The organism is Vibrio sp. V10_P2A27P122, from assembly GCF_963874335.1.
Taxonomy (GTDB): domain Bacteria; phylum Pseudomonadota; class Gammaproteobacteria; order Enterobacterales; family Vibrionaceae; genus Vibrio; species Vibrio anguillarum.
On sequence record NZ_CAWNHY010000286.1, the window covers coordinates 1 to 15,926 of the forward strand.

Sequence of the window (15,926 nt, forward strand, 5' to 3'; positions counted from 1 at the left end):
GCTCAAATCGCACTACAAACCTAACGCGTATTTCAACAGTTTTTCCTTCACTGGGCCTGAATGTTCGGCCAACTTCAATACCGCGTTGCGCACCAACTTTGCTGGCAAAACCTCGTTGCTGAACGTTTTATAAAACAGATCCATTCCTGATTGCATCACTAAGTTATCCGGCCTTCTGCATGTTTCATAATTCCGTAATTGCGCTTGTGTTAAAGCTTCTTGATTTTGTGTCACAGCTAATAACGCTTTTACATCTTTAAACCCTAAATTCACCCCTTGCCCAGCCAGAGGGTTAATCGTGTGTGCTGAATCGCCAACCAAAACACATTGCCGTTTCGCATATGTCTGAGCATGACGACGAGTGAGGGGAAATGCCCCACACTGCAACACGTTAATATCGCCTAGTTCCTCAGGAAAAGAGGCCAACACTTGCTCCCTTAACTGCTGCTTGTTCATCGCACACAATTGGCGAATTCGTTTTGGTGAGTCATACCATACCAAAGAAGCTTGATTACCCGGTAAAGGAAGAAACGAGCGCGGGCCGGATGGAAAAAATTGCTGCCAAGTAATATCTTGCTGAGGTTGATGAGTTTCGACATTGATCAACATGCAATGGTGTCGATAATCCCACGCGGTAATACCAATTCCCGCCAGCTGCCGCACAAGAGAATTTGCACCATCCGCACCAATCACCCAAGTTGCAGTAAGAGTTGCGCCTGACTCTAAAAGCACGCTATTTTGTTGGCCAAACACAATGTGCTTGAGCTTATCAGGACAAAAAACCTGCAAATTCGGATAGTGCACAAATTGCCCCCACAATCCGATCTGAATAAGACGATTTTCGACCATATAACCCAGCTGAGGGAGGCCCAATGCATCGCTATGAAAACGAGTACGGCACTCTGGGTGCTCCCAGGTTTCTAGGCGGCGATAAGGGCAAACACGCATTTGCATAATTTCATCCCATGCGCCTAAGTCAGTAAGTAACTGAACCGAAGTTTGCGAAATGGCTGAAACGCGCAGATCCATTGCTTGGTTTATTGTAAACGCTTCAGGCTCTATACCTTCGACCAGAGCAACCGTGCGACCTTGCTTAGCAAAGCCTATAGCCACTGCCGCCCCAACCATGCCACCGCCAATCACCACCACGTCAAAATTGTTCATTGTTTACACTTAATCGTCTGAGTTTTGAGTCGATTTTCATTGTACGTTTTCAGCTCTTTTTTGCGAATTTTTTTACACAAAAACCCTGCACTTTCTATGGTAAAAATCTAGAGATGACGGAACATGCGAGAGATTTTATTGGATGACTAGTCAGTGACTTTTTAAAGCAGTACAATACGCGGCTTACCGCCGAGATGGCGGCTACAATTTGAGCATTAGTTCAACCAATTTAGACCAATAAGACGAGCGAAAGTGAGATGAGTAAGAAACTGCTAATTAAAACCTGGGGCTGCCAGATGAACGAATACGATTCATCAAAAATGGCCGACCTGCTTAACGCTGCAAACGGCTACGAGCTAACGGAAGAGCCAGAGGAAGCAGATGTATTATTACTTAACACCTGTTCGATCCGAGAAAAAGCACAAGAGAAAGTCTTTCACCAACTGGGTCGTTGGAAAACATTGAAAGATAAAAAACCAGGCGTCGTGATTGGCGTTGGCGGCTGTGTTGCAACCCAAGAAGGTGATCACATCCGTGAACGCGCTCCTTTTGTTGATGTTATTTTTGGCCCGCAAACCCTACACCGCTTGCCAGAAATGATAAAACAATCGCAAACCAACGATGCACCAGTCATGGACATTTCGTTCCCAGAGATTGAAAAATTCGACCGTTTACCAGAACCAAAAGCAGACGGCGCAACCGCATTCGTCTCTATTATGGAAGGGTGTTCAAAATACTGCACTTACTGCGTAGTACCTTACACTCGCGGTGAAGAAGTCAGTCGCCCGATGGATGATGTGTTGTATGAAATCGCGCAACTCGCGGCGCAAGGTGTACGCGAAGTCAATCTTTTAGGACAAAACGTTAACGCATACCGTGGCCCTATGCACGATGGTGAAATCTGTTCATTTGCTAATCTGCTACGTTTAGTCGCCTCTATTGATGGTATTGATCGCATTCGATTCACCACCAGCCACCCACTCGAATTTACCGACGATATTATTGCCGTTTATGAAGACACACCTGAACTGGTGAGTTTCCTGCATCTTCCGGTACAAAGTGGTTCAGACCGAATCTTAACCATGATGAAGCGCCCACACACCGCGATTGAGTACAAATCCATTATTCGCAAACTGCGTAAGGCGCGCCCAGAGATCCAAATTAGTTCTGACTTTATTGTCGGTTTCCCCGGTGAAACAGATAAAGACTTTCAAGATACAATGAAGCTGATTAAAGACGTTGATTTTGATATGAGCTTCAGCTTTATCTTCTCCCCTCGCCCGGGTACACCAGCCGCTGATTACCCATGTGATTTATCAGAAGACGCCAAAAAAGAGCGTTTATATGAACTGCAGCAAACAATCAACGCACAAGCGATGCGTTACTCACGTTTGATGTTAGGTACAGAACAACGCGTATTAGTCGAAGGCCCATCTAAGAAAAATCTAATGGAGCTTCGCGCCCGTACCGAAAATAACCGTGTCGTTAACTTTGAAGGCTCCGCCGATCTGATTGGCCAATTTGTCGATGTGAAAATTGTCGATGTGTTTGCCAACTCACTGCGTGGTGAACTAGTTCGCACTGAACAAGCGATGGATCTTCGCACCGTGATTTCACCAACGCAAATGATGGCGAAAACACGTCGAGAAAATGAGCTAGGGGTAGCCACTTTTACACCTTAGGTTTAAGCATAATGTCATACAGTGCTCGATCATAATCGGGCACTGTACCATGGCAAACTGAGAGGCAACATTGAGCAATAAAATTGTTACGCTAGAGATAGATCTAGAACCTTCAGACAACCGCCGTCTTGCTAGCCTGTGCGGTCCATTCGATGACAACATCAAACAATTAGAACGCCGTCTTGGTGTTGAAATTAATCACCGCAGCCAGTTTTTCACCATAGTCGGTAAACCACACACTGCCGCTGCTGCGTTGGATATTATCAAATCTTTGTACGTTAATACCTCACCCATACGTGGTCAAATTCCTGATATCGAACCAGAGCAAATTCATCTAGCCATCAAAGATTCAGGGATCCTTGAGCAGCAGTCTGAATCAAGTATTCAACATGGCAAAGAAGTCTTCATTAAGACCAAGAAAGGGCTGATAAAGCCGCGTACGCCTAACCAAGCTCAGTATCTCGTTAACATGGTGACGCACGACATCAGCTTTGGTATTGGCCCTGCAGGGACAGGTAAAACCTACTTAGCCGTTGCCGCTGCAGTTGATGCGCTAGAGCGCCAAGAAGTTCGTCGAATTTTGTTAACACGCCCGGCGGTTGAAGCAGGTGAAAAATTGGGCTTCCTACCCGGTGATTTAAGCCAAAAAGTCGACCCGTACCTACGACCGCTTTATGACGCGTTGTTTGAAATGCTTGGCTTTGAGCGAGTAGAAAAGCTCATTGAACGCAATGTGATTGAAGTTGCGCCACTCGCTTACATGCGCGGACGTACGCTCAACGATGCTTTTATTATTTTAGATGAAAGTCAAAACACTACCGTTGAACAAATGAAAATGTTCCTGACACGGATTGGGTTTAATTCAAGAGCCGTTATTACGGGTGATGTGACACAAATCGATTTGCCGCGTGGCGCTCGTTCAGGTCTTCGCCATGCCATTGAAGTGCTCAATGAAGTTGACGAAATCAGCTTCAACTTCTTTTTGTCTGATGATGTCGTACGTCATCCAGTGGTTGCTCGTATCGTCAACGCTTACGAAAAATGGGAAGCTCAGGACCAAAAAGAGCGTAAAGCTCAAGAGCAACGTCGTCGTGAAGAGCGAGAAGTAAAGCCTGTGGATGTTTATACTGAAGTGAATACAGTAACCGCAACAAAAAACGTTGGTGAATAATGAGTATCGAACTAGATTTACAATTAGCGGTCAAAAATGAGCAAGGGTTACCTACTTTTGATGATATCAGCCATTGGTTAACTCACGCGGTGACCCCATTTCAGGAACAAGCGGAAGTCACTGTGCGAATTGTTGATTCCGAAGAGAGTCAACAGCTCAATCGCGATTATCGAGGAAAAGATAAGCCGACCAACGTGCTATCCTTCCCTTTTGAGATGCCTCCGGGCATAGAGTTGGATTTGCTCGGTGACCTTGTCATTTGCCGCCAAGTGGTGGAACAAGAAGCCGATGAGCAACAAAAACCGTTGATGGCACACTGGGCTCATATGGTTGTACACGGCAGTCTACATCTGCTAGGTTATGATCATATCGATGATGATGAAGCCGAAGAGATGGAATCTCTTGAAACTGAAATTCTGCAAAAAATGGGCTTTGAAGACCCGTATATTGCTGAGAAGGAATAGCTCCAGACAATGAAGCTAGTACCGCTAAAGTCGGTACGATACGTGTGCTATCACACATCTGATAGCGAGGAAAATTAGAGAAACAATGAACGAAGATAACCCCCAGAATTCTGAAGGTCCGAGTAGAAAGTCCTTCTTTGAACGCCTAGGCCAATTATTTCAAGGTGATCCGAGAGATCGCCAAGAGCTTGTGGATGTGATCCGCGACTCTGAAATCAATGACCTTATCGACCATGACACAAGAGATATGCTTGAAGGTGTGATGGAGATTTCTGAGATGCGCGTGCGTGATATTATGATCCCACGCTCACAAATGGTCACTATCGATAAAAACGATGACTTGGATACCTTAATTGCGCTGATCACCGATGCTCAGCACTCACGTTATCCAGTGATCAGTGAAGATAAAGACCATGTTGAAGGCATTCTACTAGCGAAGGACTTACTCAAATATTTAGGTTCAGACAGTGCACCTTTTAACATTTTAGAAGTGATCCGCCCGGCAGTCGTGGTACCAGAAAGTAAACGGGTTGATCGCTTATTGAAGGAGTTCCGAGAGGAGCGTTACCACATGGCGATCGTCGTGGATGAATTCGGTGGCGTGTCTGGCTTAGTGACCATTGAAGATATTTTGGAAGAAATCGTTGGCGACATTGAAGACGAGTTCGATGATGAAGAACAATTGGATATCCGTAAGCTCAGCAAACATACTTTTGCAGTTAAAGCGCTGACCACCATCGAAGAGTTTAACGAAACCTTTGGTACTAAGTTCAGCGATGAAGAAGTGGATACTGTAGGGGGATTGGTGATGACAGCCTTTGGTCACCTGCCAAGCCGTGGCGAAGTTGTAGAGATCGACAAATACAGCTTTAAAGTCACCGCAGCAGACAACCGCCGAGTGGTTCAACTGCAAGTCACTATTCCTGATCTTGAATCACTTCCAGTGATAGCAGAAGAGTGACATAACCCCATTCACATCAGCAGAATGAGATAGATGATTAAAGCACTTTTTCATCGCCTAATGCGGCCGCTTGCGGCCGCTTTTGTTGGCGCATTAACCCCACTCGCTTTTGCTCCTTATCAGTTTTGGCCGCTGGCCATACTCACCCCCATGTTGCTATTGTTGCTCATTAATCAGCAACCAGCTAAAAAAGCAGCATGGATCGGATACTGCTGGGGCTTAGGTTTTTTTGCTTTTGGCATCAGTTGGGTGCACGTCAGTATTGATACCTTTGGTGGTATGCCCAAAATTGCCAGCCTGTTCCTGATGTCATTACTGGTCGGTTATTTAGCCCTTTATTCTGGGCTTTTCACTGGCTTACTCAACCGTTTTTTCCGCCGTAACACTATCAGCCATTTTTTATTAGCCACCCCTGCGCTTTGGCTAATTACCGATTGGCTTCGAGGCTGGGTAATGACCGGCTTTCCTTGGTTATGGCTTGGTTATAGTCAAATTGATAGCCCGCTTGCCAGTTTCGCACCACTGGGAGGCGTTGAGCTGGTCACCTTCTTAACGCTCCTCTGTTCTAGCGCTCTAGCCATGACGTGGCTTAAGCGCTCTTGGATACTCGTGCTGATTCCTCTGACCATATTGGCGACGGGATTTGGACTACGCAATTTCGATTGGGTCACTCCCGATCCCAGCACACAAACTCGCGTCGCACTGATTCAAGGTAATATTAAGCAAGCGGAAAAATGGCTTCCCAATCAGCGCTGGCCAACCATCATGGCCTACACCGATCTCAGTCGAGAAAACTGGGACGCAGATATTATCGTATGGCCAGAGGCAGCGATTCCCGCATTTGAATTCGAGATCCCTTCCTATTTGAGTAACTTAGATTCTGCGGCAAAAATGAACGACAGTGCGATTGTCACAGGCGTGCTCAACCAAAGCCCAGAGCGATCTTTTTACAACAGCATTCTGGTACTTAGCACCAACCCTTATGGCGACTACCGTTATGACTCTGACGCTCGCTACCATAAGCATCATTTATTGCCATTTGGTGAGTTTGTGCCATTTGAAGATTGGCTCAGGCCCATCGCACCCTTTTTCAACTTGCCGATGTCTTCATTTAGCCGTGGTGACTATATTCAACCGAATCTGATTGCCAAGGGTAGACACCTAGCCGCGGCACTGTGCTATGAAATCATCTTCAATGAACAAGTCAGAGCAAATGTCACTGATGAAACAGATTTTATCTTAACCCTCTCTAACGATGCGTGGTTTGGGCATTCAAATGGCCCATTGCAACATATGGAGATTGCTCGGATGAGAGCTTTAGAGCTGGGTAAACCGCTCATTCGTTCAACCAACAATGGTGTCACCGCTGTGACGGATCACAAAGGTAAAATAACGCAGCAGATCCCACAATTTGAAACAGCCGTATTGAAAGCAACCATCACGTCGACCAAAGGAGAGACGCCGTATCACGCTGTCGGCACTTGGCCGCTCTACGTCTGGGTGTTACTCAGTTTGATCGTCGGATGGACAAGACGTCACTCACCTCATTCTTAACCTCAAAAAGGCGCATTTCAGCGCCTTTTTGGTGTTTTCTATCGGCAACGCTTAACGCTTAAGGTTTTAATGGCTGACGAGTAAAAGCCGTTTGCCCACATTGAATACAAGGCATAATTTCAGTTGGATGATTATACTGGGTTTTATGCCCACAATGGTCACACAGTAACATCCCAAGGCCTATTATCTCCCCCGCTTGATACAAACCTTGTCGTTCTAAATCTTGAAACAATTCCACCCATTCCACTTTTGTTTTATCGGTGATTTCAAAAAGCCCCTGCCAAATTGAATTGGTAATCATCAATGAAAATGGGCTGCTTCTACTCTCTTCAAAACTATCCGCGAATTCTTTGAGATCCGCTTTTACATAGGCAGAAATAAGCGCCAATTCATCTTTGGTGAGATTATTGGCAGCATCAACAACCTTACCTGATGTCTGCAAAACTTGGGACATTTCATCAGGACTATGTTTGAGCGTTTCAATCACGTCATCCACAATCTCTTCGTAACTTGTTTTACGTTTTGGCATCACCCACCTCCATCAAACCAGATTGGCTATTGTTGTGTACCCCTGCTTTAGGTATTCTATGTCGATCTATTAGACTCTGTTCTAACCGAACTCACAAATTCCAAGATAACCGGATATCATCGATGCAAGAGCAATATAACCCGCAAGATATTGAACAAAAAGTTCAACAGCACTGGGATGACAACAAGACCTTTGTTGTAAGTGAAGACCCAAATAAAGAAAAATTCTACTGTCTTTCTATGTTCCCATACCCAAGTGGCCGACTGCACATGGGTCACGTGCGTAACTATACTATCGGTGATGTAGTCTCTCGTTTTCAACGTCTGCAAGGCAAAAACGTTATGCAGCCCATTGGTTGGGACGCATTTGGCCTACCCGCTGAAAATGCGGCTGTAAAAAACAAAACGGCACCAGCGCCTTGGACCTACGAAAACATTCAGTACATGAAAAACCAGTTAAAACTGCTGGGTTTTGGCTACGATTGGAGCCGTGAATTCGCCACTTGCACGCCAGAATATTACCGCTGGGAACAAGAGTTCTTCACTAAGCTGTATCAAAAAGGCTTAGTCTACAAGAAAACCTCTTCCGTTAACTGGTGTCCAAACGACCAAACCGTTCTCGCCAACGAGCAAGTTGAAGATGGCTGCTGCTGGCGTTGTGATACACCAGTAGAACAAAAAGAGATCCCACAATGGTTTATTAAGATCACCGCGTACGCACAAGAACTGTTGGACGATTTAGAGAACTTAGAGGGTTGGCCTGAAATGGTCAAAACCATGCAGCGTAACTGGATTGGTCGCTCAGAAGGCGTAGAGCTCAAGTTTGGTGTCAACGGTCATTCAGATCTCGACGTCTATACCACTCGCCCTGATACCTTGATGGGTGTCACTTATGTGGGCATTGCGGCTGGTCATCCATTAGCGACCATTGCAGCGCAAAATAACCCTGCTTTAGCTTCTTTTATTGACGAATGTAAGAACACCAAAGTTGCAGAAGCTGAACTGGCGACCATGGAAAAGAAAGGCATGGATACGGGCCTAACGGCCATTCATCCTTTAAATGGTCGTGAAGTGCCTATTTATATCGCCAACTTTGTGCTGATGGATTACGGTACAGGCGCGGTGATGGCCGTACCTGCTCATGACCAACGTGATTTTGAGTTCGCCACCAAATATGGCCTAGACATCATTCCAGTCATCAAACCAGAAGATGGCTCTGAAGTCGATGTGTCTAGCGCTGCGTACACTGAAAAAGGAGTCCTGTTTGGTTCTGGCGAATTTGATGGTTTAGCCTTCCAAGCAGCATTTGATGCTATTGCAGCCAAGCTGGAGGCTGAAGGTAAAGGCAAGAAAACCGTTAATTTCCGTCTACGTGACTGGGGGGTTTCTCGCCAACGTTACTGGGGCGCGCCGATTCCTATGGTGACCACTGAAGATGGCCAAGTTCACCCAGTGCCAATTGATCAACTGCCCGTCATTCTACCAGAAGATGTTGTGATGGATGGTGTAACTAGCCCAATCAAAGCCGACAAAGAGTGGGCCAAAACCACCTTTAATGGCGAGCCTGCACTACGTGAAACCGATACCTTCGATACGTTTATGGAGTCATCTTGGTATTACGCTCGTTACTGTTCACCACAAGCGGACGATATTTTAGACCCAGCGAAGGCAAACTACTGGTTACCAGTAGACCAATACATCGGTGGTATTGAGCATGCTTGTATGCACCTGCTCTACTCACGCTTCTTCCATAAGCTATTGCGTGATGCAGGCTATGTCACTTCAGATGAACCTTTCAAGCAACTACTTTGCCAAGGCATGGTATTGGCAGATGCGTTCTACCACACGAACGAGAAAGGCACCAAAGAGTGGGTAGCGCCAACTGACGTAAAAGTGGAACGCGACGGTAAAGGTCGCATCACTCAAGCCGTAGACAACCAAGGCCGCAACGTTGAGCACTCAGGCATGATCAAAATGTCTAAGTCGAAAAACAACGGTATCGACCCGCAAGAGATGGTTGATAAGTATGGCGCCGATACGGTTCGTCTATTCATGATGTTTGCCTCTCCGGCTGACATGACGCTTGAATGGCAAGAGTCTGGTGTAGAAGGTGCTAACCGCTTCCTAAAACGCGTCTGGAAACTGGTTGCAGAACATAGCGCTAAAGGTGTGGCTGAAGCGGTAGATAGCGCCTCTCTTACTGGTGAACAAAAAGCGCTGCGTCGTGATGTGCATAAAACCATCGCCAAAGTGACTGACGATATTGCACGCCGCCAGACGTTCAATACCGCCATTGCTGCGATTATGGAGTTGATGAATAAACTCACTAAAGCGTCACAAGAATCCGTGCAAGATCGGGCCATTCTCGACGAGGCTTTAAAAGCGGTTGTCAGCATGCTTTACCCAATCACTCCTCATATCAGCTTTGAACTGTGGAATGCACTGGGTGAGAGTGATGTAGATAATACCGTGTGGCCGACCTACGACGAATCCGCCCTAGTGGAAGATGAAAAACTGATCGTCCTACAAGTTAACGGAAAACTTCGTGGTAAGCTGACCGTAGCCGCTGATGCAAGTAAAGATCAGGTTGAAGCACTCGGTTTAGCAGACGAGAACGTCATGAAATTTACGGATGGCTTAACCGTTCGTAAAGTTATCTATGTACCAGGTAAGTTACTGAACATCGTTGCGAACTAATATCGCAGCCTAATGTCGTAATAACTGGTTTATCAACAGGGTAGCTCGCTGCCCTGTTGATTTATCTTAGCGTTCTTACCCACAGAGCTATAGAGCGCTAAGATAAGTCACCTAAATATATGAGAACTTAACCCCAATGCGCCAAATTTCGTCTTACTCTCTGAAATTATCGTTAATTGTTATTATGAGCAGCCTACTCTCAGCTTGCGGCTTTCATCTTCGTGGCGATTACTCCGTTCCTGAAGAACTCAATCGAGTCTCTGTCACCAGCTACGACCAATACAGTACCTTCACTCGTATGGTAAAAAATCAATTACGAATGAGTGACATTGAGATTGTTTCCCCCTCAGAGACGGTGCCAAACATCTATCTAATAAGCGAGAGTGTTGGTGAACGGACGCTTTCGCTTTATCAAAATACTCGTGCGGCAGAAAAAGAACTCACTTTTAATGCAGCGTATCGCGTCACTCTGCCTGAAGTGGGGATAAAAACGTTTTCAACCAGTGTAACTCGTAGCTATCTTGATAACCCATTAACTGCTCTCGCTAAATCGGTAGAGCGAGACATGATTGAAGATGAGATGCGCAAACTAGCCGCAACTCAAATTTTACGCCAAATGGCACGTCTAAAAGCCGATATTGCAGCGAATGAACATCAACTTGAACAACAAGAAAATGAACAGCAGCGAACAGACCAGCAGGCCTATGAGATAAACACCGTGGAAAGTGAACCGTCACAATTCACGGCTCCTGCGACAAACTAAAGGCGAGTAATGAGAATATTTGCTGACAAGCTGGCCGATCACTTAAACAAGCCCTTGATGGGGCTTTACTTACTGTTTGGCAACGAACCGCTATTGCTGCAAGAATCACGCGTGGCGATAGAGAAAAAAGCATTAGAACAAGGATTTGAAGAACGCCATCGTTTCAGTGCTGATGCCCATTTAAACTGGGATCAAGTCTATGACTGCTGCCAAGCTTTAAGTTTATTTTCCAGCAAAAAAATCATTGAAATTGAATTACCTGAAACGGGTGCAAATGCGGCAACAGCAAAAGAGCTCGTCGCCCTAGGTCAATCGCTTCATCCTGACGTACTACTTGTGATTATCGGTGAGAAATTAACCAAAGCACAAGAAAGCACTAAATGGTTTAAGACACTCTCAAGCCTAGGATGTTGGGTGAGTTGCTTAACCCCGGATATCAGCAAACTGCCACAATTTGTCATGATGCGCTGCCGCGCATTGGGGCTAAAACCTGATCAAGAAGCAGTGCAGATGCTGGCGCAATGGCATGAAGGCAATCTGTTCGCGCTATCTCAAAGCTTAGAAAAACTCGCACTACTCTATCCAGATGGCTTACTGACGCTGATCCGCTTAGAAGAGTCATTAAGCCGACATAACCACTTCACTGTCTTTCACTGGATCGATGCGCTGCTCGAAGGGCAAGCGAATCGGTCACAACGTATTTTACGCCAGCTCATTACCGAAGGCACTGAGCCTGTGATTCTGATACGTAGCCTACAAAAAGAGCTGCTACTGCTGCTGCAAATGCATCAAGATTTAACCCAGATGCCGATTGGCTCAATCTTTGATAAGTACCGAATTTGGCAATCCAAGCGACCTTGGTACGCGGCAAGCTTAAAAAGACTATCGAGAGATAAACTCAAACAGTTGATTGCATTACTCACCCAAGCCGAAAGAGTAACTAAAACTCAGTATGAAACCTCAACTTGGCCAATATTGCAGCAAATCAGTGTTGAATTTTGCTTGCCACAGTCCGTTGTATCAAAGTTGGCTTGAAGGCGTGTTATACTCCGCGTCATTTTGTCAGTAACCAGACCAATTTTTAAAGGAGATGACGCTTGCAACACCACGAATTGAAAGACTTTCTTGCCGATAAAGCCGACGATATGAAAGCCATTGATATCAAAACCTTAGATGTTAAGGGAAAATCTAGCATCACCGATTACATGATCATTTGCACAGGCACATCAAAACGACATGTAGCCTCGATTGCCGAACATGTCGCAACTGAAGTCAAAAAAGTGGGCATGGAACCACTGGGTATGGATGGCGAAAGTGAAGGCGAATGGGTCGTGCTAGACATGGGCAGCAGCATGTTGCATGTTATGCAAGAAGAGCACCGTGATCTGTACCAGCTTGAAAAACTTTGGAGTTAAGTTTTGAAAATTCAGTTGATTGCCGTTGGTACCAAAATGCCGAAATGGGTAGAAGAAGGCTTTCAAGAGTACCGCCGACGTTTTCCACACGATATGCCGCTTGAATTAGTGGAGATACAAGCGGGCAAACGTGGCAAAAATGCGGATATTGCAAGAATTTTGCAAAAAGAAGGCGAAGCTATGCTCGCGGCCGTGCCAAAAAGCAATCGAATTGTTACTCTCGATATTCCAGGTAAACGTTGGGATACCGAACAACTGGCGGAACAACTTGAAAGTTGGAAGCTCGATGCCCGTGATGTATCGATTTTAATTGGTGGCCCTGAAGGGCTTTCTCCTGCATGCAAAGCCGCCGCAGAGCAGAGCTGGTCGCTTTCGCCGTTGACACTTCCTCACCCTTTGGTTCGAGTGGTCATGGCAGAGAGTTTGTACCGCGCTTGGAGTATTACGGCTAATCACCCTTATCACCGAGAATAACTATTCATGTTACGTAAGCGTAGCCAAATTCGTGACTACCAATCAGAAGCTCGGCTGTTTCGCAACCGAGCAATTGTCTCTTTTATTGCGATCATCATGCTGGTGGGCGTTCTGCTTACCAATTTGTACCATATTCAAATTAACCAATATCAAGATTACAAAACGCGATCCAATGATAACCGAATCAAAATCGTCCCGATTGCGCCTAATCGAGGGTTAATTTATGACCGCAATGGTGTGCTACTAGCGGAAAACCGCCCAGTATTCAACTTAGAGATCACACCTGAGCAAGTGCGCGATATGGATGATACGATCACGCGCTTACAGCAATACCTGACCATCTCACCAGAAAAAATTGCCACCTTTGAAAAAGAGCGTCGTCAGACACGCCGGTTTAATTCAGTGCCGCTTTTGACACAGTTAACACCGGAAGAAGTGGCTATTTTTTCGGTCAATCAGCACAAGTTTCCCGGTGTATCAGTAAGCGCAAGCTTAAAGCGCTACTACCCCTATGGTGAAGTTCTCACTCATGTTATCGGTTATGTATCCAGAATCAATGACCGAGATATGGAACGTCTAGAACGCGAAGAGCGCTCAGCCAATTACCAAGCCACTCGTGATATTGGCAAACTGGGGATTGAACGCTTTTATGAGGATGTGCTGCACGGTACGGCTGGCTACCAAGAAGTTGAGGTCAATAGCCGAGGACGCATCATTCGCACCTTAAAATACGTCCCTCCCGTGGCAGGGAAAGACATTGTATTAAGCTTGGACATTGATCTGCAGCTTTATGTGCACAAGTTGTTGGATGGCCGTCGAGGTTCAATTGTAGTGCTCGATCCAAAAGATAACGGTGTCCTTACCATGGCATCAAGTCCAAGCTACGATCCAAACCCATTCGTACATGGTATTTCTAGCGCCGCCTACAACGAACTTCTCAATGACCCAGACCGCCCGTTAGTCAATCGAGCGACACTTGGTATTTACCCTCCCGGCTCAACGATTAAACCTTTTATTGCCGTCGCTGCACTTCAAGAAGGGGTTATAACCCCAACAACAACACGTAATGATCCTGGTTATTGGGTGATACCAAACTCCAAAACGCGGCCCTTCCGAGACTGGTTGCGCTGGGGGCATGGTCGAGTGGACATTAATAAGGCGCTCGAAGAGTCTGTCGATACCTTCTTTTACCAAATCGCCTACGACTTGGGTATTGATCGTCTCTCTAGTTGGATGATGAAATTTGGCTTTGGTGACTATACAGGTTTAGACATTTATGAAGAAGGCAAAGCGAACATGCCAACGCGTGAGTGGAAAATGGCACGTCACCGAACCCCTTGGTATCAAGGTGATACGATTCCGGTCGGCATTGGCCAAGGGTATTGGACATCAACACCGATGCAAATTGCCAAAGCGACTTCCGTGCTGGTTAATCACGGCAAAGTGATTGCGCCGCATTTATTGCGTTCGACGCTCAAAAATGGTGAAGAGTTTAGCAGGCAAGAGCTTTCAGAATTAGAAACTTCGCCACCGATCGAAGGGGTGCCGAAACGCTATTGGGACATCGCAATCAATGGCATGCGTCTTGTAAACCACGGTAAAAAAGGAACCGCACGGCGCTCATTTACCAATATGAAATATGTCAGCGCTGGAAAATCTGGAACTGCGCAAGTGTTTGGCTTGGCAGAAAACCAAGTGTATAAGGCCGATGAATTAGCCGAACACCTTCGTGACCATGCCCTATTCACAGGCTTTGCACCTGTAGATGACCCGCAGCTTATTGTCACTCTGGTACTCGAAAACGCAGGGGGAGGTTCTGGCAATGGTGGACCCGTTGTTAGGAAAATATTTGACCGCGCCATTCTAGGTAAAGAGGCTGAAAAATAATGGAACTGGATCCTTCAACAGGACAAAATCGAGCGCTTTTTGAGCGCTTGCACATCGACTTGCCATTACTGCTGGGTATTTTGTTATTGATGGGGTTTGGGCTGGTCGTGATGTACAGCGCCAGCGGTCAGAGCTTAACTATGATGGATCGCCAAGCCATGCGCATGGTACTGGCTCTCGGTGTGATGATCTTTCTTGCTCAAATTTCCCCAAGAACTTATGAGTCTCTTGCACCCTTTATGTTTTTCTGCGGCGTACTGCTGTTGCTCGGCGTGCTGTTTTTTGGCGAATCGTCCAAGGGAGCTCAGCGCTGGTTAAATTTAGGCTTTGTTCGTTTTCAGCCCTCAGAATTGCTTAAACTCGCAGTGCCTCTCATGGTTGCTCGCTACATAGGGAAACGTTCTCTTCCACCCACCTTTAAAACCCTAGTCGTTTCGCTGTTAATGGTGTTTATCCCTACCGTACTAATCGCGAAGCAGCCCGATCTTGGCACTTCAATATTGATTGCAGCCTCCGGCATTTTTGTCATTTTCTTATCTGGAATAAGCTGGCGAATCATTTTTTCTGCCGCCGTGGCTTTGGGTGGCTTCATACCTGTGCTTTGGTTCTTTCTGATGCGTGAATATCAAAAAACCCGAGTCAGAACACTTTTCAATCCGGAATCCGATCCACTCGGTGCAGGTTATCATATCATTCAGAGTAAAATAGCCATTGGGTCTGGAGGGTTGTCAGGAAAAGGATGGCTACACGGCACACAGTCGCAACTTGAATTCTTACCTGAGCGGCACACCGACTTCATTTTTGCCGTCATTGCTGAAGAGTGGGGCATGATTGGCATCTTGTGTTTACTCACTATTTATCTTTTTATCATCGGACGTGGTCTATACCTCGCGAGCAACGCACAAACGGCTTTCGGCCGAATGATGGCTGGAAGTATTGTACTCAGCTTCTTTGTTTACGTTTTTGTAAATATAGGTATGGTCAGTGGTATTTTACCCGTGGTTGGTGTTCCCTTGGCTCTCATCAGCTATGGTGGCACATCCATGGTCACTCTCATGGCTGGCTTTGGCATACTGATGTCTATCCACACTCACCGAAAAGCATTTTCTAAGGCAACCTAAGCATGAGAAACTCCCTATTTATTTTTATATTAACGAGTCTATTTC

General features: G+C 46.0%; 14 protein-coding genes. 12 read left to right on the forward strand and 2 right to left on the reverse strand.

Going from position 1 to position 15,926, the window contains the following annotated elements:
- Window positions 1-12 precede the first annotated feature (12 nt).
- Entirely contained in the window at window positions 13-1,164 is a 1,152-nt protein-coding gene (locus AACQ17_RS15455) for a 2-octaprenyl-3-methyl-6-methoxy-1,4-benzoquinol hydroxylase (protein WP_094147013.1), read from the reverse strand.
- Between the two features lie 257 nt (window positions 1,165-1,421).
- Between AACQ17_RS15455 and miaB the strand changes: the two genes are divergently transcribed.
- The 5 genes from miaB (at window position 1,422) to lnt (ending at window position 6,996) form a co-directional block, all read left to right on the forward strand.
- Window positions 1,422-2,846 carry a tRNA (N6-isopentenyl adenosine(37)-C2)-methylthiotransferase MiaB gene (gene miaB, locus AACQ17_RS15460; RefSeq protein WP_017048014.1) on the forward strand — a complete coding sequence of 475 codons (1,425 nt, stop codon included), beginning with the start codon at window positions 1,422-1,424 and terminating at the stop codon, window positions 2,844-2,846.
- Between the two features lie 70 nt (window positions 2,847-2,916).
- Window positions 2,917-4,017, forward strand: coding sequence for a PhoH family protein (locus AACQ17_RS15465; protein WP_094147012.1), 1,101 nt, complete (start codon window positions 2,917-2,919; stop codon window positions 4,015-4,017).
- Window positions 4,017-4,481, forward strand: a complete 465-nt coding sequence (gene ybeY, locus AACQ17_RS15470) for an rRNA maturation RNase YbeY (protein WP_013857329.1) — start codon at window positions 4,017-4,019, stop codon at window positions 4,479-4,481. The genes AACQ17_RS15465 and ybeY overlap by 1 nt, the downstream gene beginning before the upstream one ends.
- Window positions 4,482-4,566: 85 nt before the next feature.
- The gene (gene corC, locus AACQ17_RS15475) at window positions 4,567-5,442 is read left to right on the forward strand and encodes a CNNM family magnesium/cobalt transport protein CorC (protein WP_010317353.1); all 876 of its coding nucleotides are present in this window, start codon (window positions 4,567-4,569) and stop codon (window positions 5,440-5,442) included.
- A 33-nt stretch (window positions 5,443-5,475) separates the two neighbouring features.
- Window positions 5,476-6,996 carry an apolipoprotein N-acyltransferase gene (gene lnt / locus AACQ17_RS15480; RefSeq protein ID WP_094147011.1) on the forward strand — a complete coding sequence of 507 codons (1,521 nt, stop codon included), beginning with the start codon at window positions 5,476-5,478 and terminating at the stop codon, window positions 6,994-6,996.
- A 58-nt stretch (window positions 6,997-7,054) separates the two neighbouring features.
- Here lnt and AACQ17_RS15485 read toward each other — a convergent pair whose 3' ends face one another.
- Window positions 7,055-7,525, reverse strand: a complete 471-nt coding sequence (locus AACQ17_RS15485; RefSeq protein WP_026028123.1) for a zinc ribbon-containing protein — start codon at window positions 7,523-7,525, stop codon at window positions 7,055-7,057.
- A 122-nt stretch (window positions 7,526-7,647) separates the two neighbouring features.
- On the opposite strand from AACQ17_RS15485, the gene leuS reads away from it, so the two are divergent.
- The 7 genes from leuS to rodA all read left to right on the forward strand — a co-directional run bounded on the left by leuS (window position 7,648) and on the right by rodA (window position 15,881).
- The gene (gene leuS, locus AACQ17_RS15490) at window positions 7,648-10,221 is read left to right on the forward strand and encodes a leucine--tRNA ligase (RefSeq protein ID WP_026028474.1); all 2,574 of its coding nucleotides are present in this window, start codon (window positions 7,648-7,650) and stop codon (window positions 10,219-10,221) included.
- Window positions 10,222-10,357: 136 nt separating this feature from the next.
- The gene (locus AACQ17_RS15495) at window positions 10,358-10,984 is read left to right on the forward strand and encodes an LPS-assembly lipoprotein LptE (protein ID WP_088732067.1); all 627 of its coding nucleotides are present in this window, start codon (window positions 10,358-10,360) and stop codon (window positions 10,982-10,984) included.
- Window positions 10,985-10,993: 9 nt separating this feature from the next.
- Window positions 10,994-12,019: a DNA polymerase III subunit delta gene (gene holA / locus AACQ17_RS15500; RefSeq protein WP_094147010.1), complete on the forward strand. Its 1,026-nt coding sequence runs from the start codon at window positions 10,994-10,996 to the stop codon at window positions 12,017-12,019.
- A gap of 62 nt (window positions 12,020-12,081) precedes the next feature.
- Entirely contained in the window at window positions 12,082-12,399 is a 318-nt protein-coding gene (rsfS, locus tag AACQ17_RS15505) for a ribosome silencing factor (RefSeq protein ID WP_013857335.1), read from the forward strand.
- A gap of 3 nt (window positions 12,400-12,402) precedes the next feature.
- Complete coding sequence (gene rlmH, locus AACQ17_RS15510) at window positions 12,403-12,873, forward strand: 23S rRNA (pseudouridine(1915)-N(3))-methyltransferase RlmH (RefSeq protein ID WP_013857336.1); 471 nt, start codon at window positions 12,403-12,405, stop codon at window positions 12,871-12,873.
- A gap of 6 nt (window positions 12,874-12,879) precedes the next feature.
- Window positions 12,880-14,760: a penicillin-binding protein 2 gene (mrdA, locus tag AACQ17_RS15515; protein ID WP_013857337.1), complete on the forward strand. Its 1,881-nt coding sequence runs from the start codon at window positions 12,880-12,882 to the stop codon at window positions 14,758-14,760.
- A complete protein-coding gene (gene rodA / locus AACQ17_RS15520; RefSeq protein WP_094127312.1) occupies window positions 14,760-15,881 on the forward strand; it encodes a rod shape-determining protein RodA in 1,122 nt (373 codons plus the stop codon). Before mrdA ends, rodA begins: the two co-directional genes overlap by 1 nt.
- Window positions 15,882-15,926: the final 45 nt, after the last annotated feature.